23 protein-coding genes and 1 other annotated feature are annotated in these 25513 nt (G+C 41.2%); of the genes, 4 read left to right on the plus strand and 19 right to left on the minus strand.

The features are described 5' to 3' along the window. Positions 1–55 precede the first annotated feature (55 nt). Positions 56–273: a binding site (T-box leader), on the minus strand. The 5 genes from ilvD to AB5N96_RS10640 all read right to left on the minus strand — a co-directional run bounded on the left by ilvD (position 269) and on the right by AB5N96_RS10640 (position 5921). Beyond that, positions 269–1936, minus strand: a complete 1668-nt coding sequence (gene ilvD, locus AB5N96_RS10620; protein WP_204588843.1) for a dihydroxy-acid dehydratase — start codon at positions 1934–1936, stop codon at positions 269–271. Its footprint overlaps the feature before it by 5 nt. A 169-nt stretch (positions 1937–2105) precedes the next feature. Further along, the gene (locus AB5N96_RS10625; protein WP_204588842.1) at positions 2106–2624 is read right to left on the minus strand and encodes a ComF family protein; all 519 of its coding nucleotides are present in this window, start codon (positions 2622–2624) and stop codon (positions 2106–2108) included. Positions 2625–2713: 89 nt separating this feature from the next. After that, positions 2714–4039: an ATP-dependent helicase ComFA gene (locus AB5N96_RS10630; protein WP_499705482.1), complete on the minus strand. Its 1326-nt coding sequence runs from the start codon at positions 4037–4039 to the stop codon at positions 2714–2716. Between the two features lie 124 nt (positions 4040–4163). Continuing rightward, the gene (locus AB5N96_RS10635; protein WP_499705483.1) at positions 4164–4757 is read right to left on the minus strand and encodes a nuclear transport factor 2 family protein; all 594 of its coding nucleotides are present in this window, start codon (positions 4755–4757) and stop codon (positions 4164–4166) included. 489 nt (positions 4758–5246) lie between these two features. Then, positions 5247–5921 (minus strand): response regulator transcription factor, encoded by a 675-nt coding sequence (locus tag AB5N96_RS10640; protein ID WP_499705484.1) that lies wholly within the window; start codon positions 5919–5921, stop codon positions 5247–5249. 348 nt (positions 5922–6269) lie between these two features. Here AB5N96_RS10640 and AB5N96_RS10645 point away from each other — a divergent pair, with 348 nt between their 5' ends. The 3 genes from AB5N96_RS10645 to AB5N96_RS10655 all read left to right on the plus strand — a co-directional run bounded on the left by AB5N96_RS10645 (position 6270) and on the right by AB5N96_RS10655 (position 8823). After that, a complete protein-coding gene (locus tag AB5N96_RS10645; RefSeq protein ID WP_499705485.1) occupies positions 6270–6917 on the plus strand; it encodes a YigZ family protein in 648 nt (215 codons plus the stop codon). Positions 6918–6952: 35 nt separating this feature from the next. After that, the gene (locus AB5N96_RS10650; protein WP_499705486.1) at positions 6953–7960 is read left to right on the plus strand and encodes an LCP family protein; all 1008 of its coding nucleotides are present in this window, start codon (positions 6953–6955) and stop codon (positions 7958–7960) included. 86 nt (positions 7961–8046) lie between these two features. Beyond that, a complete protein-coding gene (locus tag AB5N96_RS10655; protein ID WP_499705487.1) occupies positions 8047–8823 on the plus strand; it encodes an enoyl-CoA hydratase-related protein in 777 nt (258 codons plus the stop codon). 81 nt (positions 8824–8904) lie between these two features. On the opposite strand, the gene AB5N96_RS10660 is transcribed toward AB5N96_RS10655, so the two are convergent. The 7 genes from AB5N96_RS10660 to lplA all read right to left on the minus strand — a co-directional run bounded on the left by AB5N96_RS10660 (position 8905) and on the right by lplA (position 18108). Next, on the minus strand, positions 8905–10866 hold the full coding sequence (locus AB5N96_RS10660; RefSeq protein WP_499705488.1) for a S9 family peptidase: 1962 nt from the start codon (positions 10864–10866) through the stop codon (positions 8905–8907). A gap of 146 nt (positions 10867–11012) precedes the next feature. Then, a complete protein-coding gene (locus AB5N96_RS10665) occupies positions 11013–12563 on the minus strand; it encodes a fatty acid--CoA ligase family protein (protein WP_499705489.1) in 1551 nt (516 codons plus the stop codon). A 109-nt stretch (positions 12564–12672) separates the two neighbouring features. Next, positions 12673–14595 (minus strand): FtsX-like permease family protein, encoded by a 1923-nt coding sequence (locus AB5N96_RS10670; protein ID WP_499705490.1) that lies wholly within the window; start codon positions 14593–14595, stop codon positions 12673–12675. After that, the gene (locus AB5N96_RS10675; RefSeq protein WP_204588834.1) at positions 14567–15340 is read right to left on the minus strand and encodes an ABC transporter ATP-binding protein; all 774 of its coding nucleotides are present in this window, start codon (positions 15338–15340) and stop codon (positions 14567–14569) included. The genes AB5N96_RS10670 and AB5N96_RS10675 overlap by 29 nt, the downstream gene beginning before the upstream one ends. 1 nt (position 15341) lies before the next feature. Continuing rightward, positions 15342–16340: a sensor histidine kinase gene (locus AB5N96_RS10680; RefSeq protein ID WP_499705491.1), complete on the minus strand. Its 999-nt coding sequence runs from the start codon at positions 16338–16340 to the stop codon at positions 15342–15344. 1 nt (position 16341) lies between these two features. Then, a complete protein-coding gene (locus AB5N96_RS10685) occupies positions 16342–17046 on the minus strand; it encodes a response regulator transcription factor (RefSeq protein WP_275580350.1) in 705 nt (234 codons plus the stop codon). 69 nt (positions 17047–17115) lie between these two features. Next, the gene (gene lplA, locus AB5N96_RS10690; protein ID WP_204588831.1) at positions 17116–18108 is read right to left on the minus strand and encodes a lipoate--protein ligase; all 993 of its coding nucleotides are present in this window, start codon (positions 18106–18108) and stop codon (positions 17116–17118) included. Between the two features lie 122 nt (positions 18109–18230). Between lplA and yhfH the strand changes: the two genes are divergently transcribed. Continuing rightward, entirely contained in the window at positions 18231–18359 is a 129-nt protein-coding gene (gene yhfH, locus AB5N96_RS10695; RefSeq protein WP_204588830.1) for a protein YhfH, read from the plus strand. 74 nt (positions 18360–18433) lie between these two features. Here yhfH and AB5N96_RS10700 read toward each other — a convergent pair whose 3' ends face one another. From AB5N96_RS10700 to hemE, 7 genes are all read right to left on the minus strand, one after another. Further along, a complete protein-coding gene (locus AB5N96_RS10700; protein WP_204588829.1) occupies positions 18434–18898 on the minus strand; it encodes a FixH family protein in 465 nt (154 codons plus the stop codon). Then, positions 18895–20283, minus strand: a complete 1389-nt coding sequence (locus AB5N96_RS10705; protein WP_499705492.1) for a sensor histidine kinase — start codon at positions 20281–20283, stop codon at positions 18895–18897. The genes AB5N96_RS10700 and AB5N96_RS10705 overlap by 4 nt, the downstream gene beginning before the upstream one ends. Continuing rightward, positions 20280–20957: a response regulator transcription factor gene (locus AB5N96_RS10710; RefSeq protein WP_499705493.1), complete on the minus strand. Its 678-nt coding sequence runs from the start codon at positions 20955–20957 to the stop codon at positions 20280–20282. Before AB5N96_RS10710 ends, AB5N96_RS10705 begins: the two co-directional genes overlap by 4 nt. After that, complete coding sequence (locus AB5N96_RS10715; protein WP_499705494.1) at positions 20954–21889, minus strand: YncE family protein; 936 nt, start codon at positions 21887–21889, stop codon at positions 20954–20956. The genes AB5N96_RS10710 and AB5N96_RS10715 overlap by 4 nt, the downstream gene beginning before the upstream one ends. A gap of 88 nt (positions 21890–21977) precedes the next feature. Further along, positions 21978–23405, minus strand: a complete 1428-nt coding sequence (hemY, locus tag AB5N96_RS10720; RefSeq protein ID WP_499705495.1) for a protoporphyrinogen oxidase — start codon at positions 23403–23405, stop codon at positions 21978–21980. A 25-nt stretch (positions 23406–23430) separates the two neighbouring features. After that, positions 23431–24360 (minus strand): ferrochelatase, encoded by a 930-nt coding sequence (hemH, locus tag AB5N96_RS10725; RefSeq protein WP_499705496.1) that lies wholly within the window; start codon positions 24358–24360, stop codon positions 23431–23433. Positions 24361–24367: 7 nt separating this feature from the next. After that, positions 24368–25420, minus strand: a complete 1053-nt coding sequence (hemE, locus tag AB5N96_RS10730) for a uroporphyrinogen decarboxylase (RefSeq protein WP_499705497.1) — start codon at positions 25418–25420, stop codon at positions 24368–24370. Positions 25421–25513: the final 93 nt, after the last annotated feature.

Consider the following 25513-nt stretch of genomic DNA (forward strand, 5'->3'; position numbering starts at 1 on the left):
TCACTCCTTTTTAGGTATAAAAAAACCCTATGCAAATGAACAGAGATGTTCCTTGCATAGGGATGAATTTGACTTCATGGTACCACCCTACTTCACAGCTTTCGCTGCCTCGTGTGTCACTAGTTAACGGTGTGATCCGGAAGGACTTACTAGTCGATGACGTTCATCCTTCGCTCAGAGGGGATGTCGATACAAGGGGCTATACCGGTTTTCAGCACCACCGGCTCTCTGCAATAGTCCACACTTGATCTTTTACCTCTTCAACGCTTTATATTTTCATAACGCCACCTGTACTTGCAGAAGTTACAAGTTTGGAGTAGCGAGCTAAATAACCTTTTTTGATTTTTGGTTCAAATACTGGTAATTGTTGCTGGCGCTTTTCTAAAATTTTCTCATCTACATCATGGTGTATCGTGCGATTAGGTAGGTCGATCACAATCGTATCTCCATCCTCTACTAAAGCAATAGGACCTCCTTCTGCTGCTTCTGGAGAAATGTGTCCAATTGAGATTCCACGCGAAGCGCCTGAAAAGCGACCATCTGTAATTAAAGCAACCTTCGTTCCTAAACCACGACCTTGAATCGCCGAAGTAGGTGCAAGCATCTCTGGCATTCCTGGCCCACCCTTTGGTCCTTCATACCGAATCACAACAACATGCCCTTCTTGCACACGTCCATCGTCAATTGCTTGCTGTGCATCTTCTTGGGAATTAAAGACGATTGCCTTCCCTTCAAATGTTTGAATGGAGGGATCCACTGCCCCAACTTTAATTACTCCTCCATCCGGAGCTAGATTTCCGAATAGAACAGACAAACCTCCTACAGGACTATAGGGATTGTCTTTTGGTCGAATAACGGCAGGATTTAAGATTTTTGCATCCTTTACGTTTTCAAATACAGATTTTCCTGTGATTGTTAACCGGTCTCCATGAATCCCACCTGGAATTTCACAAAGCTCTTTAATGATTGCTGATAATCCTCCTGCTAAGTGAACGTCGTGCATCGAATAATCGCTCGCTGGCATAATCTTTGCAAGATACGGAATTCGTTTTGCTACCTCGTTAATCTGTTCCATCTCGTATGGGATTTCTGCTTCATGCGCAATGGCAAGTGTATGCAGCACAGTATTTGTCGAACCACCCATTGCCATATCAAGTGCAAACGCATCATCAATTGCATCTTTTGTGACAAGGTCACGCGGTTTCACATCGTCTTCAATCATCCGTAAAAGGTGTCCAACGGCTTCTTTTATCAAACGATGACGTTCTTTTGATGTCGCTACGATTGTCGCATTGCCTGGGGGTGTCACACCTAAAATTTCCATTAAGGAATTCATCGAGTTTGCTGTGAACATCCCTGAACACGACCCACATGTTGGACAAGCATTTTGTTCAATATCGAGCAACTCTTGCTCTGACATCTTCCCTGACTTATACGCCCCTACCCCTTCAAAAACAGACGTCAATGAAAGAGGTTTACCGTCTGCAGATTCCCCAGCCTCCATAGGCCCTCCTGTTACAAATACTGAAGGAACGTTGGTACGCACAGCTGCCATCAGCATGCCTGGTGTAATTTTGTCGCAGTTTGGGATGTAAAATACTCCATCAAACCAGTGAGCATTGATAACGGTCTCTGCTGAATCAGCAATTAGCTCCCTGCTTGGAAGAGAATAGCGCATCCCAATGTGTCCCATCGCAATTCCGTCATCTACCCCAATTGTATTGAATTCAAAAGGTACGCCACCTGCTTCCCAAATCGCTTCTTTAACAATCTCAGCGAATTGGTTCAAGTGTTTATGTCCTGGAATAATATCAATGTATGAGTTACAAACTCCAATAAATGGTTTTTGAAGATCTTTCGTCTTTACACCAGTCGCATAAAGTAGACTACGGTGTGGCGCTCTGTCGATTCCTTTTTTTATCATGTCACTTCTCAACTGCATCACCATCTTTGTATGTAATATCCTGCAATATGAAATATATTGCAATTATCATACAATCCACAAATGCCTGTGTCAACGCCCTTTTCTAGAATTATCAGTTTTTTATGAAAGTTTTGAATTGGTGTAATCGCTTACAACTGTTGCATAGTGCGCGGTCCTATTTTTATTCTTTTTTTAAAAAAGTTTCTGCTAAACAAAGCCCTCGCACAATTTGTACACCATTTTGTTTGGCTATATACGCCGCTTGATGAAGTGTTGTGCCGGTTGTATAAATGTCGTCGACTAAATAAATTTCTTTAGGTGGGGGTTCCGTTGAAATCCAGCGAAATGGATTGGAAGATACAAGTCGTTCAGATAATGTCCGCTGGGATTGATTAGTTGCATCTACCTTCATTAGAAGATGTTGCGTTGATTTTTTGGGCAGAAATGCTTCGACGTGTGGGAAAGTTTTAGAGGGAGATGTAGCATGATAAATAGGAATCGGCGTATAGGGACCCCGAGTGAAATGATGACTAAAAACCCTGCTCAGAGCGTGATCTCCAAGACGCTTGTACTGATGAAAATAGTCTTTCATCCACTCATTGTATTCATAGAGACAGGTGACCGAGTCTAAACAATCTTCAAGTGGTGTACCTTGAAAGTAGGTACGACTGGGTGTACTTTCAATATAATTAAATTTCAAGTGGCAATCCTTGCAAGTTGGCGGCTGTTTTCCCGTAACAAGAGCATACCAACTGATTTCATGATAGGTGGTTCCACAAAGTAAACAGTTCATAGCGCATTCAACTTTTCAATTTCTTTTTTCGCTCTGTGCATTTCTTCCGTTACGCCTCTATGAAAGAATACGACATCTCCTGTTGGTGCATCAGCAGCTCGCCCTACTCTTCCAGCAATTTGAATCAATGCTTCTTTCGTAAAAATAGCTTGTTCAGCCCCCACAACGGCTACTTGTAAATTCCGAATCGTGATGCCTCTTTCCAGAATGGTCGTTGTGAGTAGTCCAGGTATCTTTCCATTACGTAATAGTTGTACATAGTTTTTTCTCATTGGATGTTCAGCGTGAACACGTTTTAAGTCTCCTGGAAATTCTTCTAGCATACGGACGCTTGGAAAAAATACAAGAAATGGACAATTCGACTCGATTTGTTTAGAAATCCAGTTTGCTAACTTTGGAGGGATTTTTTTGTTTTTTAAACTCTTTTCATAGGTGAGTAATTTCTCATAGCGTGGGACAGGTAGTGGATGTTGGTGAAATCGTCTCGGCAATACCGTTTCAGTATCAAAGAGAAGGTTTTTCGTTGGAGTGGCCGAAATCATATGGATTACACCGTCAGATTTCAATGATTTTTTTACTGCTTTCACAAGTGTCTGATCTGCTGAATAAGGGAAAGCATCCGCTTCATCGATAATCACAACATCGAAAGCTTCATGAAATCGATAAAGTTGATGTGTGGTAGCTAGTGTTATCGTTCCCAGGCCTACAGGTTTTTCTGACCCTCCATACAAACTGTCGATTCGACAATTTGTAAATGCATCTTGAAATCGCGGTTCGAGCTCTAGAATGACATCTGTTCTTGGGCACGCAACTGCAATACGTTTGTTTAACGTGAGCAGATGCTGAATTGCGCCAAACATAATTTCCGTCTTTCCGGCTCCGCAGACGGCATTCACGAGATGACTTTTCCCTTGATTACAACTTACAATCCATTCGTCTACTGCTCGACGTTGGTCAGTTGAGTAGGACCCCTGCCAAGTAAACAAAGGTGTATCTTGGATAGAAGATAGTGTTCCCTTCCACTTTAGAAGTTGGGTGCACTGGGCGACTTTGCCCATAGATAGACAATGACGACAATACGTACAATTTTTTGCGCAGTTTAAACAATAGTGGGTCGCAAACTTTTTTGGATCAGTAGATTGACAACGCATACATTGAAAAATTGGGGATTTAAGCATGGAGAATCTAGAGGGCGTTAGCGCTTTTACACCTGGATAACTTACGATGAGGTCCTGTTCTACTAACTGTTGAATCTCATTGTCCGGAAGATGAATCGTTTTTCGGTCTTGAATTTTCCCTTCGAAGTACTCTTGATAGTTCATGTAGCTCTCCTTTTTCCATCTTGGAGGCTTCTCTCACACGTATCATAACAATCCTTCTGACTCACTTGCAAATTATGTGAAACATCAAAAACCGCACCCGCTTAAGTAGCGGATACGGTTTGGATTAATCACGAATAAAATAGACACTTGTCACTAACCAGTTCCCGTCCTCTTTAGCGAAGACAGTTACTTGTCGACCTGAACTAGAAGCTTTACCACCAGTCGAACTCTGAGCCAAGTTGATTCCGATGTTTGCGTAAACTTGTGCTTCTTGTTCTGTATAGTTGATGATGGTAACATCTTCTGCAATGCGCTCTGTGTCATATTGTTCGAATGTATCTTTCACGAATTGATGCTCTGTTTCATAGCTAAAACCTTTTGGTTCGCTCGAAATTACAGACATGTACGTATCAATATCTTCTTCATTGAATGCTTCAATATAAGTACTAAATGCCTCTAAGATTGCTGCTTGTTCTTCTTGCGGAACATTTGCTGCTTCTTCTATAGATTCGCCAGACATTTCAAATCCTACTTCAGTTTGTTGTCCTTCTGTCGATTCAGTATTCTCAGTGGCAGAATGTGTTTCAATTTGTCCTGCTCCTTGAGGCACTAAGTCGCCAGCTGAACTTGAATTGACTTCTTCATCCTGTGATGAACAAGCGGCTAAAAGTAGAAAACTTATGAGAGCGAGAAAACCAAATTTTACAATTTTTTTCACGGGTTCATTCCTCCTGTGCTAGACGTATTTTGGCATAGTTTTGACTAGGAATCAAACAGAATCTCCTATTGTCAATAAACTGTCGCTTTTTGTTGGAACGTCTACACACTTTATACGACGTGATTCGTTTTGGAAGGTTCCTTCCCTCTCTCTCCTCATTTTTAAATAAACCCTATATAAATCTTGTTGAATTACACGTTTAGCTCCATTTCGGAGCTGCTTTCCGAGGGCGTGGCGATCTGGGTGGAGGGATTTCCAATTATAATCAGCTCAGAGTAACTTTATTTCACCTTTGAAACGCCACTAAAGGAACTGAGCGAGCGTTCATCGGACGAATAGAGAATTTATTCTACCCTACTCCCGATTTATTCTACCCAAATCGAAATTTATTCTACCGAAGTCATATTATGGAAACTAATTATCTCACAGCCCGAGTGTTTTCGTTCAAATACAAACAAAAAGCACCCCTTTAAAAGGGGTGCCTGGAAATTAGCGTACTTCTACCCAGCCGTTTTTAATTGCTGTAACAACCGCTTGTGTACGGTCATTAACATTCATTTTTTGGAGAATACTCGATACGTGGTTTTTCACCGTTTTCTCCGAAATAAATAAAGTCTCTCCAATTGTACGATTGCTCTGACCATCTGTGAGCAATTGCAATACTTCACATTCACGCTTCGTTAACAAATGGAATGGGCGGCGAATGTCTGTTTGATGGAAATTCCCTTTATTCTCACGTTCACTTAAACGTTTAAACTCATTCACAAGGTTTTTGGTAACTTTCGGGTGTAAGTAATTCCCGCCCTTATCCACAACTTTAATCCCTTGAACGATAGCATTAGCGTCCATTTCTTTTAGCATATAGCCAGAAGCGCCCGTTTTCAAAGCCGTTGAAACAAATGATTCATCATCATGTATCGACAGCATGATCACCTTTGCCTCTGGGTATTGACTGATCAATTCAGCTGTAGCTTCAATTCCGCTTTTATTCGGCATGTTGATATCCATTAAAATAATATCAGGGCGGTAGTTCTCGTATAGACGCACTGCATCTGTACCATCGTCCCCTTCTGCTACTACCTCAAACGTTTCTTCAAAATCTAAAATTCGCTTTACTCCTTCGCGGAATAATTGGTGATCATCTATAATTATAATTTTCGTCATATGAATATCCTCCTATACCAGCAATGCATTTATCATTCTTATTCCTCATTCATTGCCTCATTAAACGTTCATGCGACTTCTTTTACAAAGTAAGCCAATACCACGTATAATAAGACGATCTTGTCGCATAAAATGTTCCTATTTCTAACTCCTGCACGAGTTAGAAGTTTTGTAGGTACGTGATATACACTTCTATCTTCTAGTTTTCAACTCCTAGTTCGGATGTGCACTTCTGTATCTCAAGTTACTCAAATTAAAAACCTGACAGAAACCATTATAGCACTAATTTCCCAATAACATATTAAAATTACGTTACAGAACGATTTCATTTCTCTAAAGGAGTATGCAATGAATTCTAATTATTATACAATCAAAAAGTCGTCTTCCCATGAGATCGTCATTCAAAGATCTCGCTTTATTTGTCATTTAAAACGGACAGATTCTGAACAACAAGCGCAAGAATTTATCAATGAAATACGTACACAGCATAAATCTGCAAATCACAATTGTTTTGCTTACGTGATTGGCGAAAACAATGCAATTCAAAAGGCTGGAGATGATGGGGAACCTACTGGCACAGCAGGCGTTCCTATGTTAGAAGTTCTAAAAAAACAAGACCTTCGAAATGTGACTGCTGTAGTTACTCGTTACTTTGGTGGAATTAAGTTAGGCGGCGGTGGATTGATTCGCGCCTATGGAAGTACTGTATCTGAAGGACTTAAACATACAGGAATTGTCCAACGTGTACGTCATCAGCTCTATAGTGTAGAAATTGATTACACCTTACTTGGCAAAGTTGAAAATGAATTGCGTCAAAATGTTTATAGACTGGATGAAATCAGGTATACAGATAAGGTAGAACTATTGGTTTATGTTAATGAAAAAGACACCCAAGTTTTTGAGGATTGGATGACTTCTTTGACAAGTGCTACATGTAAATTCCACCAACAAGCCATCCATTACCTGGAATTTGATAAACATGACACGGTATTATAAATGAAGATTTTAAAATCTTCAGGAGGCGTTTAAAAATGAATAGAACACAAACAAAAAAACGATCGAAAAAGCGCACGATTATTTATTCGATTTTAATCTTGTTCGGAACGGTGGCAATCTTATCTGCTACTTATGGCGTGTATTTGACAAAACGTGCCGAGGTTGCTGCAGAACGTAGTTTTGAAGCGCTAGCCGATCGCGCGAATGGCTCTGAATTAAGAGAAGAGGAAGTTGAACCTTTAACTGACAATGTATCCATTCTCTTTGTAGGAATTGATGACAGCGAAAAACGCAGTGAAGGACAAGATTCAAGTCGGTCAGATGCCTTAATGGTTGCAACACTGAATAATGAAGAGAAGTCCATTAAACTTGTGAGTATTCCACGTGACTCTTATGTGTATATCCCAGAAGTCGGTTATGAAGATAAAATTACACACGCGCATGCATATGGAGACACACGAGCTTCAATTGAGACAGTCGAAGAGCTTTTGGATATTCCAATAGATTATTATGTAAAAATGAATTTCAATGCGTTTATTGATACTGTGGATGCCCTAGGTGGCGTCAATGTCGACGTTCCTTATGATCACTTGGAACTTGATGAAAATGATCAATACACAGTCGAATTAAAAGAAGGTCGCCAACTACTGGATGGTCGAGAAGCTTTGGCACTAGCTCGAACACGTAAACTTGACAATGATATCGAACGTGGAAAACGACAACAAATGATTTTAGAAGCGATTATTCAAAAAGCTGCTTCTGCTTCCTCGTTTACACGTTACGGAGATGTCATCGATGCTGTCGGAAATAATATGAAGACCGATTTAACATTTGATGAGATGCGTTCATTTTTCGATTATTTGACGAAAGGACGCCCCCAAGTGGAAACACTTACCTTAGAAGGATATGATGATATGACAACAGGCACATATTACTGGCAGCTAGATCAAGAAAGCTTAGAAGAAACATCCTCTATTCTTCAAACTCATTTAGAATTAAAACCGGGTTCATCTGAATTTGCACAAGATGCAACAACTAACTAAAGTCTAGCCTTCCCTCTGCGGAAGGCTTTTTTCATGGAGTGACAGCGAATTTTGAAAATGGTAGTCTAGAATGGGGAGGGATTGACATGGAAACATTGCTTTACGAACAAAAAGAACACGTGGCGGTTGTCACTTTGCATCGACCAGATGCGATGAACGCGTTTAATTATGAGATGCTCTCAGAACTTGGCCAAGTGGTCGATGCTATTCGCATCAACCCAGATATTCGCTTAGTGATTTTTAGGGGAGCTGGCGGACGTGCGTTTAGTGTTGGGGCTGACCTTAAAGAACGAAAGACATTAACTACTGAACAAGTAAAACGAAATCTATACAAAATTGGTGAGGTTTTTACAACAATCGAAAACTTGCCCCAGCCTACAATTGCCATGATTGATGGGTTTGCATTTGGTGGCGGTATGGAGCTTGCTCTTGCTTGTGATTTCCGTATTGCCTCACAAAAAAGTGTAATGGGTCTTACAGAGACTAGCTTGGCCATCATTCCTGGGGCTGGAGGGACACAACGTCTACCTCGTTTGATTGGGGAATCCAAAGCTCTTGAATTGATTTTAACGGCTAGAAAATTGACTGCCGAAGAAGCATATTCTTATGGTTTACTTACGCAAGTCGCTCCAGATGACGCCCTTGTTGATCAGACAGAAGAATTTGCACTTTCGATACTCTCGAACGGTCCTGTCGCTTTAGTTCAAGCGAAATTTGCTGTAAAAAATGGTATGAATGCAGATTTGCAAACAGGCCTTCAAATTGAGAGAAAAGCTTATGAACTTACGATTCCTACAGAAGATCGTGTGGAAGCTTTGCTTGCCTTTGGTGAAAAGCGGAAGCCACAATTCAAAGGGAAATAAAATAAACTTAATGAAAAAGGAGTTTCTCGACTAAACTGAGAAACTCCTTTTGCGCACTATAAAACATGGTAAACTTTCAACTTAAAGGCGATTTACGAACCACCCTGTAATTTCTTCTAAACGCGCAATGCGTAGGTTTGGCAGACCTGTACGAGAGAGATTGTGATCCGCATTCGGGAATCGCACAAACTCTGTCTCTTTCCCCATCCGCTTCAAGGTGATATAAAGTTGTTGTGCTTGTTCGATTGGACAACGTAAATCATCTTCACCGTGTAAAATCAATAAAGGTGTAGTTACATTTGCCGCATACTTGAGTGGAGAATGGTCCCATAGTTTATCGATATCTGTCATATCACTTTGAATTTGCCATTCCGTAAAATAATAGCCGATATCTGAGACGCCGTAGAAGCTAATCCAGTTCGAAATAGATCGCTGTGTTACAGCTGCTTTGAAACGATCTGTGTGACCGACAATCCAGTTTGTCATGAAACCGCCGTAGGACCCACCTGTCACACCAAGACGATTTGAATCAACCCACTCATACTGCTCTACGACATAATCAACTGCTGCCATGATGTCTTGATAATCATTGCCACCATAATCACCGCGCACGGCATCTACAAATTCTTGGCTATAGCTATGACTTCCGCGCGGATTGATATACAGGACACCGAACCCTTGTGATGCCAGTAGCTGCATCTCATGGAAAAACGTATTTGCATAAAATGCATGAGGGCCACCATGAATATTTGTCACAAGTGGCACTTTCCCCTCTTGTGCTTCAGGTGGTTTGATTAACCAGCCATGCACTTGCCAACCGAGTGGTCCTTCAAAGACAATCGCTTCTGGCTCAATTAACTGCTTTGTCTCCATGTAGTCTTTGTTATGATTTGTTTTTTGTTTTCTCTCTCCACTTTGAATCTCGTGAAAAATTAACTCACCAGGGAATACGGGATTACTCACAGTTACAGCAAGTGTAGTTGCGTCTGCATTCACTGAATATCCATAGACATGTTCATTTTCATCCGTCACTGGATAAATCTGTCCATCAAGAGCCGCTGCGTAAATGCGCACGTCTCCTTGTGTGGAGAGTTGGAAATACAGATGATTGTCTTTCGTCCACACAACAGATGGCGCACTTACTCCTTGTTGGACATCTGCTACGACATAATCGCCTACTGGTGCATCTAGACCTTCTGTAAGACTTTCTACTGTTTTTGCTTGTAGATCATATACATAGACGTTCGAATGCGTCGCGTTTTCAAATGTGCGATTTGATCCTACAAATGCCAAATAACGGCCATCTTTAGAATATGCAGCGCCTCCATAATATCCCGGTTCATTGGTTACAGCAGTTTTAGTTTTAGTTTCAACATCTGCTAAATACACGGCAGATTCAAACACTTGATCATCTTCAAGCGTAGTTGATGAAATCACGACTTGTTTTCCATCGGGTGAAACCGCTTGAACAGATTCGTTTTTATGTTCATTTGACCATAACTCAAGGTTTCCATCGAGTGAAATCCTGCCGATTTGTGAATACTTCGAGTGATCCACAAGACCGCCGCCATCTTGAATGTATTTCATCTTCTTTGCTGTATAGGTTTTTGGAAATTCATCCTTTTTTTCTTCAGGTTTTTCCCATCCTGTTTCGGCATCATACCGTGCTGTAATCCATAGAGTTTGTTCTGAAGGATCCCATTCATAACTAGAAACACCATATGGGAGTGTTGTCAGTTGGCGGCTTTCTCCTCCTGTAACTGGCAAAATATAGAGCTGATTTTTCTCATTGCGGTTAGACAGAAATGATAAATAGCTTCCATTTGGGGACCATTTCACCGATGAAATGCGGTCTTTTTGATGTGTCCATTGCACTGGCTCACCTGTGACCGTTGTTACATATATACTACTTTCATATGTATTTTTTTCCGCATTGATTGCAGTGGCTACATAGGCAACTTTATCTTCTGTTGGGTGAAAGACTGGAGCCGCAACAGATGTAATTTCTGTGATATCTTGAGCAGTTACTTTTTGTTTCGTCATAAGACACACTCCTTTTATTTCGATTATCAAAATACCTTCTCAGTATACTTGAATTTATTTAAATCGCCAAACTATTCATACAAAAGATGATAAAAAAACCAGCTCCCTCCCCTATTCGTGTACTAGGGAGAAAACTGGCAATAGTATTAGTTTGTAGTGGATTGTTCTTTTAATGTACGGCGAAGAATTTTTCCTGTTGTGTTCTTCGGAAGTTCTGCAAGTATTTCGATTCGAGTTGGAACTTTGTATTTCGCAAGCTTTTCACGGCAGAATGCTTCTACCTCGTCTGTTGAAAGTGCTGTGTCTTTTAGAACTACAAATGCCAGCACTTGCTCACCAAAGTTTGGATCTGGCACGCCGACTACAGCTGCTTCTAAAATTCCCGGATGCGCGAACAACACTTCCTCCACTTCACGAGGATACACGTTGTACCCTCCAACGATGATCATATCTTTTTTACGATCAACGATATAGAAGTACCCTTCTTCATCTTTTCGTGCAAGGTCTCCTGTATATAACCACCCATCACGAATTGCATTGGCTGTTTCTTCCGGCATGTTGTAATAGCCTTTCATTACATTGGGGCCTCGTACAATCAGTTCTCCAACTTCTCCTACAGGTAACTCCTCACCAAGTTCATTTACAATTTTGTTTTCCACATTGATGATGGATGTCCCAATGGAACCTGCTTTTCGTTCACGGTCTAGTGGATTGAAACACGTTACTGGAGAGGCTTCTGATAAACCGTATCCTTCTGAAATACGCACGTTAAATTTGTCTTCAAAATTATGAAGTAGCGCTACAGGTAGTGATGCTCCACCTGAGATAGCAAGTCGAACAGTTGAGAAGTCTGCTGGATCTGCATCTGGGAATTGATATAAGAAATTGTACATCGTAGGTACGCCTGCAAAGACAGTTGCCTTTTCTTCTTTAGCCACTTGGAATACATCTGCTGGTGAGAATTTTGGTACTAAAAGTATAGTAGCCCCCGTAACGAGTGGCGCGTTTACAACTACCGTCAATGCAAATACATGGAATACAGGTAATGTCGCAAGCACACGGTCATTTGGCGAGAATTGTAGATATTCTGCAACATCTCGAGCATTTGAAAAAATGTTTTCAAACGTCAACATCGCGCCTTTTGGATGACCTGTAGTTCCAGATGTGTATAAAATAACAGCAGTATCATTGTCCGCTACTTCTACCGGAGCAACCATCTCCCCTGCTTGAACTAATACTGAAAACGGTTTCAGTTTTGCTTGTAAAGATTCTGGAAGTGCACGCAGCTTATCCCCTGTTTCAGGTGTTGTTTCACAGATGATGTATTGTGCCACTTTTGGGAACGCTCCTGCAGCTTGCTCTACGAGTGGCAATAACAAATCAAGAGCAATGACTACCTTTGCATCGCTATTTTTGATAATGTAGGAAATTTCATCCGGTGTATAAATCGGATTGATTGGTACTGCTGTAGCACCCAAACGCATTGTTGCATAAAGTGAAATCAAAAAATGAGGTGTATTTCCTAATAAAAAGGCAACATTGTCTCCTTTTTTAACGCCAAGAGTTTGTAATGCTCCTGCAAATTTTGCGACTGTTCCTTCAAACTCTGCATAAGACGTCTCTTTCCCCATAAAACTGTATGCTGCTTTCGTTGGATTTTGCACAGCCTGTTGCTGTACGCGTGAAACTAGACTCATAGAATTCCCCTTTCAAATTGAATGAATAGTCATTCATTTCATAGTTTTCATTCTACTAAAAATTCCACCGAATAGCAATGTTCAAAAAAAGCCCTCCAGAAGGAGAGCTTTACTCATCATTTAATTGAAGATGCGCTAAATAGCGCCAACGAATCAAGAAATAATAAGCTGCTTGAATGGTTGTGAATACTCCAAGTACGATTAGCATTTCCATCGCAATGGACAGTGCTGCAATATCGACCCAAACTGCCTGTAAAAATAAAAATGAGAAGGTAGCATGGAGCATAGCAAGTCCCCACGGTAAGAAAAATTGCGGATATAACTGGCGATCTGCAATCATACGCAATTCTTGGTTTGTCAATCCCATATGTCGTAACACTTCAAACTGTCGTCTATCTTTCTCGAGATTTGTGTAGAACTTAAAGTAGATAAAGCTGCCCGCCGCAAGAATAAGTACAGCAGCTACTAAGAGCCCAGTGACAAGTAAGAGCGAGAATGTGGAACTAATATACGAATAGTTGAGTCCTGGATTATCAAAGTAAAACGGCAGCTGTTCTCCTGTTTCGTAGGAGGCAATCATTTCCCTATCGAGATCCAAACCAATCGCATCTGTTCGTAACCAATCAGGTACGTGAAACGCAAATATTGTTGTCAAATTTTCATCCCATCGACCATAGAGATAGGCATTTGAAATTCGGTCATAATCTTCATCCGACAAAATATAAGCTGGGCCATCAAAAGCGGCTTCTGGCAGGGGGAAGTGCATATAGCCTTCTCTCACATGAAAATAAATTGTATTTTCTCTGAGGTGAATCAATTGCTGGTTCGCCTCGTTCACCCGTTGCCCAAATCGCATCCCTTCCCCTGGCTCAAGATCAATCAAGGGTTCCTTTAATACAGCCGCTATTGTATTGATGTCGGTTTCACGTAATAAATGAACCGGGTCATTTGTAGCGGCAGATGTTTGTTTTACAATCGGTGCAGTCAAGAGAGTATAAGTTAAGTTTTGCTCGTAAAAGTCTGCAGTCAAACCCGCGATATGTTGGCGCTCAAAAGGGTTTGTCGCTTCGCTCAAATAGAGTACACTGATGGGATTGCTTTCTCTATATTGATTTGCAAAGCTAGTTAACGAAGCAACCACCCCAACTGAGATTATAGCTAAAGTCGAGACCATCGTCACAATAAAGTACATACGAGAGTTCTCACGAATCTTTTCAATGGCATCTGAAAACGTCACAATACGCGTTGATCGCCAATATACATTTTTATGATTTCGTAACGAATAGATTAAATACAACATTCCATCTTTAAAGAAATAGTAGCTTCCCCAGATCGCACAGAGCACGATTACTGGTGACCACCACACATTCATATTAAACAATGAGTAAATTACGAGACCATAGGCGACAGAAAGCAAACCGAAAGAGACCCATGCCCTAACAGAAGAGTAATGTGTCGACTCACTAACGCGATTTCCCCCAATCATTAACTGAACAATCGGGCTCTGCCTAATAAACACGCTTCCTGCAATTGAAATAATGATAAAAAGGGTGACAAAGACAACCGTTGTTAGTAAAAAGGGCTCCAGACTGAAGTAAAGAGGCAGACTTTCAAGAACAAGCATGGCACGAATGATCATAAAGAAAAACTTCGTGAAAATGTAGCCAAAAAAGAGCCCCGTTGCTAATGCGAAAATCCCTAAAATCATTGTTTCCGTGAAGACTAAACGCTGTAGTTGACCACGATCCATTCCCAGTTGCTGCAAAATCCCAAACTCTTTGGATCGAGCCTGTAAAAAAGCACTCAAAGAATACAATAAAAAAAACAATGTGAAGATGACTAACACGACATCCGCTACAGCCATCCCCATAAAGGCAATGTCTTGGATGAATTGATTTTCAATGGATGGATGGAATAATAACATGGAATAAATAAAGAACACCATGACAGAAAAGCTGCTCGCCATAAAATACGCCGCATAGACCCTGCGGTTTCGCACTACATTACGATAGGCGAACTGTAGAAAGGTCATTAACGTTCCCTCCAAGTAGCGAGAGTAAATTTAAAATACGCTGGAAGAATGTTTGGCGTAAATCATCTTTGTAGATTTCATTGAAATATTCCCCATCTTTAATAAACAGCACCCGGTCGCAATAGCTTGCTGCAATCGGATCATGTGTCACCATAATAATCGTGGTATCCAATTCTCTGTTCACCCGTGTCAATAGTTCCAACACATCTTTCGAAGCTTTCGAGTCCAAATTTCCCGTTGGTTCATCTGCAAGAAGGACTGTCGGTTGATGAATAAGTGCACGTCCAATCGCTGTTCTCTGCGCTTGTCCCCCAGATAATTCATTTGGAAAATTAGCACGCACCGATTCAAGATGAAGTTCCGTGACAAGTTCATCTAAACGTGTCTGCATTTCAGAAACTGTTTGATTTGCGAGTGTCAGTGGCAATACCATGTTTTCTTCTACTGTTAGCGAAGGTAGTAAGTTGAAATCTTGAAACACAAACCCCAAACGTTCTCTCCGAAATAAAGCAGATTGCTTCGCTGATAACGATTGTGGGTCTTGCCCATCAATTGTTAAGGTCCCAGAGGTAGGTTGATCGATTGTGGAGAGTATATTTAAAAGCGTCGTTTTGCCCGAGCCCGAAGGACCCATAATGGCCAGGAATTCTCCTTTTTCCACTTCAAATGACAGTTGATTAATGGCAGAGTGTGCAACTTTCCCGTCGTAGATTTTGGTAATATGATTTGCTTTAACAACTGCCATTTTAGTCCCCTACTTTCTCATAATCCCCAAAAGTCAATGTAACCGTTGTTCCTTGATTAACTTCTGACTCAATTGTCAGCTCATGACCGAGCTTTGTACTTACCTCATTTGCAATGTAAAGACCCATACCTGTAGATTCACCAGTTTTACGCCCATTTTCACCTGTAAAGAAAGCGCGCGTTACACGTTTTAAATCACTCTTTGGAATACCAATTCCTTCATCTTTGACGATTAACCGACAATCGGATTCTCCGCATGTTGTCGACACCCAAATTTTTGATTGGGGCGTGAAGGAATACTTTACCGCATTCGTAATAAACTGAGAAACGACAAATTGAAGCCATTTGCGATCTGTAGATACGACTAAACTTTCGTCTACTTCTAGTACAGGAAAAACTTGTCGCTTAATAAATAACCGTTTGTTTTCATTGATTACGGACGTAACGAGGTCACCTAGATTAACTTTTTCAATCCGCAAATCCTCTTCAAATGTATCGAGGCGCGCATTCATCAGAACAGCTTCTAATGCTTTTTTGATTCGCTCCGTTTCTTCACTGACAGATTGACTATCTAATTTTTCATCTTGCTGGGCCATCATCTCAATGACTGCTATTGGCGTCTTCATTTGATGAACCCAACCATTCATAAACTGAAGATGTCTTTTCTGGGCAGCATAGAGTCGTTGCACTTCCTGTTGATACAATCGATACAGTTGTTGCCAGTATAATTGTTCTTGCTTTTGTTCCGGAGATGGGTAAATTTTCTCTAATAAATCTTCCATCGCCTTAGGTGGTGTTAGCAATCGTTTATAATACTTGTACTTTCGTAAATACAAATAAAAATGGACGAGTAGCGTTAAAATAATTGTTAATACAACGACATATATCATTGTATTAATAGATTGATAGCCGTCTAGGCTGTACAGTAAAATTCCTAAAAATGCAATGAATACAGGAAACAAAAGAGAGATAAGGTGTTCACGTATAAATAAACGGATCACGTCATCCTTCCTCCGGATGAAGGAGCAATCGGTATCCTGCTCCGCGCACTGTCTCGATGGTGGATTTCACACCATAGTCCTTAAGTTTCTTCCGGACGCGGGTCATGTTCACATTGAGCGTATTTTCATCTACAAACGATTGGTCGTCCCATAATTCTTCAAGCAACCGTTCGCGTGATACTACTTTTGGATGCTGATCGAACAATAACTCCAATATAACGCATTCTTTTTTTTGTAAAGGCACGATTGTCCCTTTGCAATCCAGCTCTAGTCGCTCCATAAATAATGTCATACTACCAAGCTTTACTGTGCGCTCCTCTTGCTTCACTGCATACTCACCGTAAGTTCTTCGTATATGACTCTTTATTTTAGCTAAGACGATTTCATAATGAAATGGTTTCGTGATGTAGTCGTCTCCTCCGTTTTCAATCGCAAATACTTGGTCCATTTCAGATGTTCGTGCCGAGACAAAAATAATCGGGCAGGTCGTCACTTGACGCAGTTCACGACACCAAAAATACCCGTCATACGTCGGAAGATTAATATCTAACAAAATTAAGTGAGGATTCCAGACAGCTGCTTCTTCCGCAATCTTGTCAAAATCTTCAACTACACGTGTATCATATTGATATTTAGCAAGCATTCCTGCTAACATCTCAGCTATTTTCACGTCATCTTCTACAATAAATATCCGGTGTTTCTCCAAATTCGTCGCCTCCTTATAAAAAAACAGCTCTCCCAAGGACTGAGTGAGCATGTTTAGTTTCAACGCATATTAATAAATAAGAGATAAAAATTCTTCACGTGTAATACCACCGAAGTACGTCGGGATATCAATATCTGCGAGCGCTTCATCGATTGCTTTGCGTGAGTAGTCGATTCCTACCAAACGTTGTTCAACGTCGGCCATGTCCCCTACTCCAAAGAAGTCACCAAAAATCGCTGCATCTTCAATCTTGCCTTTTGTCACTTGAAGCTTTAAGTCAATTGACCCTGGAGCAAAACGCTGTGTGTGATCCAAGTTGAACTTCGGTGATTTCCCAAAGTTCCAGTCCCACGCTTGGTAGCGCTTTTCAGAGAGCTTATGGATATTTTCCCAGTCTTGTTCAGAAAGCTCTTGGTAGACAATGTTTTGTTCTCCACCGAAGATAGAAATTAAAAGACGCTTCTTAAATTCTTCTATCGACATAGGTTGCTCTAAGAATTCAGATATGTTTGCAACACGACTGCGAATTGATTTGATCCCTTTTGACTCGATTTTATCTTTTCGTACCTTTAAAGCAGATACGACGGCATCCATTTCCGAGTCGAACAGAAGTGTTCCGTGACTAAACATACGGCCTTTTGTTGCAAATTGTGCATTGCCAGAAATCTTTCGACCTTCAGCCATAATATCATTACGCCCACTAAGCTCTGCGTCAATGCCCATTTCTTTTAACGCATCTACAATCGGTTGCGTAAACTTCTTAAAGTTCCGGAAGCTCTCCCCATCATCTTTTGTGATGAAGCTAAAGTTTAAATTCCCAAGATCATGATACACTGCGCCTCCACCTGACAGACGACGAACCGGGATGATTCCATTTTGCTCTACAAAATCTGTGTTGATTTCTTCTACTGTATTTTGATTGCGTCCAATAATAATTGACGGTTGGTTGATATAGAACAGGAAGAAAGAATCTTTTTCCACATCCATTGTAGTAAGTGCATATTCTTCAATCGCTAAATTTATACGAGGATCTGTAATTCCTTTATTATCAATAAAAAGCATTGTCAAAACTCCCTTCATAAGTATTTTACATGATTCTGAAAGTTTTGGGTTGACAAAGTTATCTGTGTTATATTACACTTCAAATAAGTTAAACAGTACTATAACAGATGGAGGTGAACACAATGATTGAAAACGTAGTAGAGTATTTCCGTAACCTACCTGCAAAACAATGTGCTACTTGTGGCGATAAACTAGAAGAAATGCATGAGTGCTATCAAACGCAATGTGAAAAGTGTAACTCGCAAGCTTAAAGGAGATTTATCAAAATGAATACGAAACAGTAACCGGGTACCCTGCTTAAACTAGACAAGGTACCCGGATTTTTTTACTTATGGTCATTATGGTCTTCTTCATGGTCCATAGTATCGGTTGAGTTATCTTCCAACACTTCTGACATATCTGGGTCTCCTACGATGAACTCTGTCTTCGGCATGACGTGCATACCGCGAGCTGTTGTGTGCGCAAACATGTAATAGACGCCTTCTGTTTCAAATGTATACGCGACTTCGTAAACGCCATCTTCTGTTAGTTCACCTTCCAAGGTAGTACCTTGATCGCGCAAACCAGACTCCCATACTTCAAACTTCACTTCTTCTGCATCATTCACCGCTTGCTGTTCTTGCGTGACACGAGCAGACAAAGTAACTTGTTCACCAGGCTCTAGTTGCTTATTTGTTAACACTTCAACTTCCACTACTTCTAGTGAAGGTTCATGCATCCCCTCGTGCGCATCATTTGAACAGCCTGCTAGTGCCAGCGTAATGGCTCCAATGACTAAAAACTTCTTCATGCTTTCTCTTCCTTCCATAGGGGAACCGTTACTTTTACAGTAGTCCCTTTCTCTAGTTCACTAAAGATTTCTAACTTCCCGCCAGACGCCTCTATGAGTTGTTTGACAATTGTTAACCCTAATCCAGATCCTCCATCAGACCGGGTGCGCGCTTCATTCACTCGATAGAATCTTTCTGTAATATGTGGCAAATGGTTGGGCGCTATGCCCACCCCTTCATCTTCGATTTCAAAAATCGCTTCATTTTGTCTGCTAGTCAGACGTATGTGAATACTTTTGCCCTCTATGCTATATGCGATTGCATTATCCACTAGATTGACAAGAATCTGCATCATAGCCTGTTCCTCTGCCTCAATGATGAGGGAATCATCCAGTTCAACTAGTAACGATATAGTTCGTTGCTCTGCTTTTTGTTTTACTATACGAACAGTTTGATGAACAAGTTCAGCTGCTACCAACGGCTCTTTCGCCAGCACCCGATCTTCATTACGTGCGACAGCTAGTAAATCTTCTGTCAACCGCTTCATTCGAGCCGATTCAGATGCCAGTAACTGAAAGACTTCTGGATAATGCTGTGCATCTAAAGATCCCTGTTGCAAAGATTGACTATAGCCCACAAGTGAGCTTAGGGGTGTTCTCAACTCATGAGAGACTGTCGCGAGAAATTGCTTCTTACGTCGGTCTTCTGTTTCAACTGCTTCTGCCATTTGATTAAATGTCGTACTCAACGTCCCAATCTCATCTGATGAATGCACATCTACGCGTACACCATAATTTCCTTGTGCAAAGTCTTCAGTAGCTTTCTGCAAATCATGTAGTGGTTTTAAGACAGATAGGAGAATAAAGCGGCTTATAAAAGCGAACAAAATAAACAATAAACCTCCGCTTACACCCACTAAAACAAGATGGCTCTGTAAGAAATCACGGATGGGAGAAAGCGGAACATAGGAATATAGAATTCCATTCAGCCGCGTGTCTTCTTTGATTGGATAAATGACACTTAATACGTCTCGATCAAAGCGGCTTTGATAGCCCCTTTTCACAACTACTTCCCCATTAACCAATCGCTGACGATCCTCTCCTGAAATCAATGCATCATAATCAATTTCAAACGGTAGACAAGCGCTTAATTCACGTGGGTTTCGTACAGCAAAGATTTCCGTAGTGGCATACTGATTGTAGGCATCTACTTCTTCAATAAAGGCGTCTGTTACTGTGCCATCTGCTACTACTGCAAAGTTAGTTGCTTCTTGCTCTAGTGTCTGTTGAACTTCCGCTACATAGATCGATTCATAAAAATAATAGGAAAGAATCGTAATGATACCAATCGATAGAGCTGAAATAATTACAAAGAGCACCCACACTTTCGTGGATAAACGCTTCATTCCATCACCTCGAATTTGTAGCCGATCCCCCAAACCGTGTGTATAAACTGATCAGCAGGAGACCCTAGTTTTAAACGTAACGTTTTGACATGTGTGTCTACTGTACGTGTAGTTCCTTCGTAATGACTTCCCCAAATATGAGTCAGTAATTCTTCCCGGCTAAAGGCTCGTCCTTCACTTTTCATCAAAAGTATTAGAAGTTCTAACTCTTTTAGTGTCAACTGCTTTTTCTCCCCGTCCATTGTCACGGATCTCGATTCTATATTCACATGAAGGCCCGAGCGGAAAAGCTCATGTCCATTCATCGATTCCACTTTTGAACGTTTTAAAATCGCCTGAATGCGCGCATGCAGTTCTTCACTATCGAACGGTTTTGTCACATAATCATCCACACCGCTCTCAAATCCTTTAAGTAACGATTCCCGATCATCTAGTGCTGTCAGAAATACAATAGGCGTCTCAGAAATTTCACGGATTTTTCGACTCAATTCAAATCCATCCATTTCAGGCATCATACCGTCCACTACGACTAAGTCTATACGCACGGACTTAAGAAGATGCAAAGCCTCTTCTCCGCTTGAAGCAGTAACAACATTGTATCCTTTTTGAGTAAGTTGGAGGTCAAGCAACCTTCGCATGGACTGCTCGTCATCTACGATTAATACAGTTGTCACTTTGATCCCTCCCAGAGTAAAAGTTGCAATGGACCGTCTCCTGTAGGAATAGAATCGACGACTTCCATCTCGTTTATTTTGTACAGTGTATCATCGTCATACCCCGCCAAATAAATAAACTCTTGTGACGCCCCCATTGCAAATGGATTCGATGCTACTTCCATTTCATCAGTTACCGATTGTTCATCTAATCTATATAATTGATTACTTCCATGACTCAATGTGTACAGTTCGTCTTGATGCGTTATAAAGGAAATCGGCATAATCGGTGCTTCAATAGTAGTAACAACTTCCCCCGTCTCTTTGTCCAACTGTATAACTTTCGTATTCACTTCAGAACCGCTGCCATGGCCCCCAATGTAAATTGAATCGTTGTGAATTTTGACGCCTTGAGAAGCACGTGGAATTGAAAATTCATCATGTATCTCCCATTGCACTTGGTCTATTAGTGTCAAATGGTCATCTTGATAATTGACGACGTAGAGCATAGCATCCTGGGACGTTATCGACATCGGATACCTACCTGTTTGAATTTGTTTGATTTCGTTAAATGTAAAATCATAGATGGTAACAGTATTTGTTTGACTATTAGCTAGGTAAAAGCCGTATGCATCGCTATAACCACCGACTGTCCCTTCAGGAGTCTCGACCTCTGCAAGTAGTTCACCTGTTCTCAAGTTGTAAATTCCAGCTGTATCGAGCCCGTACCCGTAAAATAAAATCTGATCTTCAGGCAACAAAATCATTCCGGTATAGGCTCGTTCTAGCTCCCAAGTCTGTCCCAACTTTAATTGTTCTGAGTACGACGACAGTGTTGCATCTAGCTGACTATAAACTAAAATTGTTGGTTCTTCAGAAGCAGTCATCCCCGGGTAGGAAGATGAACAACCGGCTAGAATTAGTAATACAATCAACACAAAAAGTCTTCTCATCCTGTCACCTCGCCTTCTAATGTACTGGGAAAGTGTGAAAAATGTTTGAAATCCACATGACCAATTTTAAACAGAAGAAAACCACACCTTAAGTTAGATGTGGTTTTAAATAGTCCAGGACGTGGTCTTTTGCACGAATTGCTTGATCGATACAGTCCGGTAACCCAGACCCTTCAAACGACGCTCCTGCCAATTGAATCATTGGAAAATGCGCTGCAAGCTCGGTTTTTGCTTTTAGTAAACGCTCTTTATGACCAACTAAGTATTGAGGCATTGCCTTTTGGTAGCGTGTCACAATTGTAAATTCTGGTTCTCCCGTTATGGAAATCACTTTTCGTAAGTCTTGAAGGACAATTTGCTCGATTTCATGGTCTGGCAATTCGACGATGGACTCGTCACCAGACTTGCCAACGAAACTCCTTAACAAGACTTTATCTTCTGGGGCTGAAGTCGGCCATTTTTTATTGACCCATGTACAAGCCGAGATCGCATAGTCACTTTTTCGTGACACCAAAAATCCTGTTCCCTCTTTTTCTTGCACTACTTGGGACTTTGAAAATGCCATAGCAACAGTAGCCACTGAAGATAGCGGTATTTCATCATAATGCTGTAAGATGCCATGGTCTTCAAATATCTCTGCGAGTTGGTGATGAAGCAACGTGAATATGGCACTATCTACTATCAAGTTGTCGCCCGTTGTAAACACAAGTTTCAATTGATCATCCGATAGCTTATGAACCCCTTGAATTTTTGAGCCCTTTAGAATAGTGACATCTGTCAAGGCATCTTCAAGTGCCTCTACAATCGACTGAAGTCCACCACTAAATGTCTGGAAGATCCCTTGTGGTTTCCGGTTAGCAGCTTGTGGAGTCGAGGAAGCAGGACGTGTCTTTTTCATACCAAGCATTAAACTTCTATGTTTTTTCTCTACTTCGTAGAACTGAGGGAACGTTGCGTGAAGACTGAGTTTATCAATGTCTCCAGAATAAATTCCAGCTAACAATGGTTCAACTAAATTTTCAACTACTTCTGAACCGAAACGACGTCTGAAAAACGTACCAAGTGGTTGATCTTCTTCTATACCTGATCTACTCATCACGAGGTCACCTGCTGCACGGAGTTTACCACTCCATGAGAAAAGTCCAGTTGTTACAAATGGCTTCCATTCAGTAGGAATACCCATAATCGAACCACCAGGTATCGGATGCAATTGATCATTCACAAGAACAAACGATTGTCCGGTTGCATTGTGGACCAGTTGATCCGCGATACCAAGCTCTTGTGCAAGAATTCCCATACTTTTTTTGCGTTCAAGGAAGGAATCCGGCCCGCGTTCGATTGTAAAACCATCTTTGCGAACCGTTTGAATCTTTCCGCCTAAGCGTGAACTGGCTTCAATCAGGTAAATGTCGATTGGTAAGTTTTGTTCACGGCACTGCTTCTGCAGATAGTAGGCAGCCGAAAGACCCGTAATCCCCCCACCAATAATAGCCACTTTTTTTCTGTTCTCAGCCATTTCATTCATCTCTTCCTGTATCAGATTACTTTGCTAACACTTTATTTACTGCATCAACTGCCGCTTCAATAAATAGAGGATGCGTGTTTGGCATTTCTGGACGGTAGTAATTTGCGTTTAATCGATCACAAACAACTTTACATTCGTAGTCGTTATCATAAAGAACTTCTAGGTGATCCGCTACAAAACCAACCGGCGTGTAGACGAAGCTTCGGTAACCTTTTTCTTCATAGAGCTCTTCTGTTAAATCTTGAACATCTGGTCCAATCCATGGCTCAGGAGTTTGTCCAGCCGATTGCCAGCCGACTTCAACATTCTCAACACCTGTTGCTTGTTGAATCAAACGTGCTGTTTCTTCAAGTTGCTGCGCGTATGGGTCACCATTTGCCAAGATTTTTTCAGGTAGCGAGTGGGCAGACACGACTAAAACAGCTTTCGCGCGCTCTTCTTCAGACATCGCATTGAACGTTTCTGAAATTTTTTGATTCCAGTACTCGATGAATTTTGGCTCATCGTACCAACTTTCTACAGATTTGATAGCAATGCCATATTTATCCGCTTCTTCTTTTGCGCGGCCATTGTATGACTTGATAGAGAATGTCGAGAAGTGAGGTGCTAATACAATTGACACGGCTTCTTTAATACCGTCTTTTGCCATTGCTTCCACTGCATCTTCTACGAATGGTTCGATGTGCTTCAACCCAATGTATAATACGTAGTCTACTTCATCTTGTGAAGCATTCATTTTTTCATGAATTGCTTTTGCTTGGTCTTCTGTAATTTTTGCTAAAGGAGAAATACCACCAATCGCACGGTAACGTTCTGTTAAGTCGTTTAGCGCCTCTTCACTCGGCTTACGCCCGTGACGAATATGCGTGTAATAACGCTCAATATCTGCTTCTGTATAAGGCGTGCCATACGCCATGACTAGTAATCCAACTTTTTTCTTCATCAAAGACACCTCAATTCGATTTTTGGGAGATCAATTCACGGCTATATGTGTGAACCAAATCTGTTAGTCGCTTTAAAACGTCTGGATCAACTTCTGGGAATACACCGTGGCCTAAATTGAAGATATGGCCAGGATGAGCGACCCCTTGCTCTACGATACGTCGTGCTCGTTTTTCAACTTCATCCCAAGAGCCGATCAAGTACGATGGATCCAAGTTTCCTTGAACCGTTTTTGTAATCCCGCGCTGACGGGCTTCTTCAATGGATAATCTCCAGTCAAGCCCTACAACATCGACAGGTAGATCATGCCATTCGTTAGCCAAGTGACTTGCGCCAACTCCGAATGTAATCAGTGGCACACCTGTTTCACGTAACTCCGTAAAGATGCGTGTCATAACAGGTTTAATGTAAAGACGATAATCTTCTACATTCAATGCCCCTACCCATGAGTCGAAGATTTGAACGGCACTAACACCCGCTTTTACTTGCGCTTTAATATCTATAATGATCATATCCGCAAGCTTTTCCATCAGTGCGTACCAAGCTTGTGGTTCACTGACCATAAATGCTTTTGTTTTGTTGTAGCTTTTTGAAGGTCCACCTTCAATCATATAACTTGCCAATGTAAATGGTGCACCCGCAAATCCGATTAAAGGCACTGTCAGCTGATCTTTTGTTAGCATTTCAATTGTTTCTAACACGAACGGTACATGCGTCTCCGGATCAAACTGTTGAAGGTTCTCAACATCCGCCACAGAGCGAATCGGATTGGAGATGACTGGTCCGATACCCGCTTTGATTTCAACATCTACACCCATACCAGGAAGTGGTGTCACGATGTCTTTGTACAAAATCGCTGCATCTACGTTGTAGTTATCTACAGGAAGTTTTGTGACGTATGCACAAAGCTCAGGTTGACGCGTAATTTCTTCTAACGAATACTTCTTCTTGATTTCACGATATTCGGGCTGCGATCGGCCAGCTTGTCGCATAAACCACACAGGTGTATGCTCTACTTTTTCGCCACGTGCTGCACGCAATAGCGTGTCATTTGTAATTTTCATTGAAGTCTTTCCTTCCCTACACAATTAGTCTATCTACTACTTTAGAACTTCTCTCATCTATTGTATAGATTTCGAGGCAAAATGTCATAGAAT

The organism is Chryseomicrobium imtechense (assembly GCF_041475995.1).
GTDB lineage: Bacteria > Bacillota > Bacilli > Bacillales_A > Planococcaceae > Chryseomicrobium > Chryseomicrobium aureum.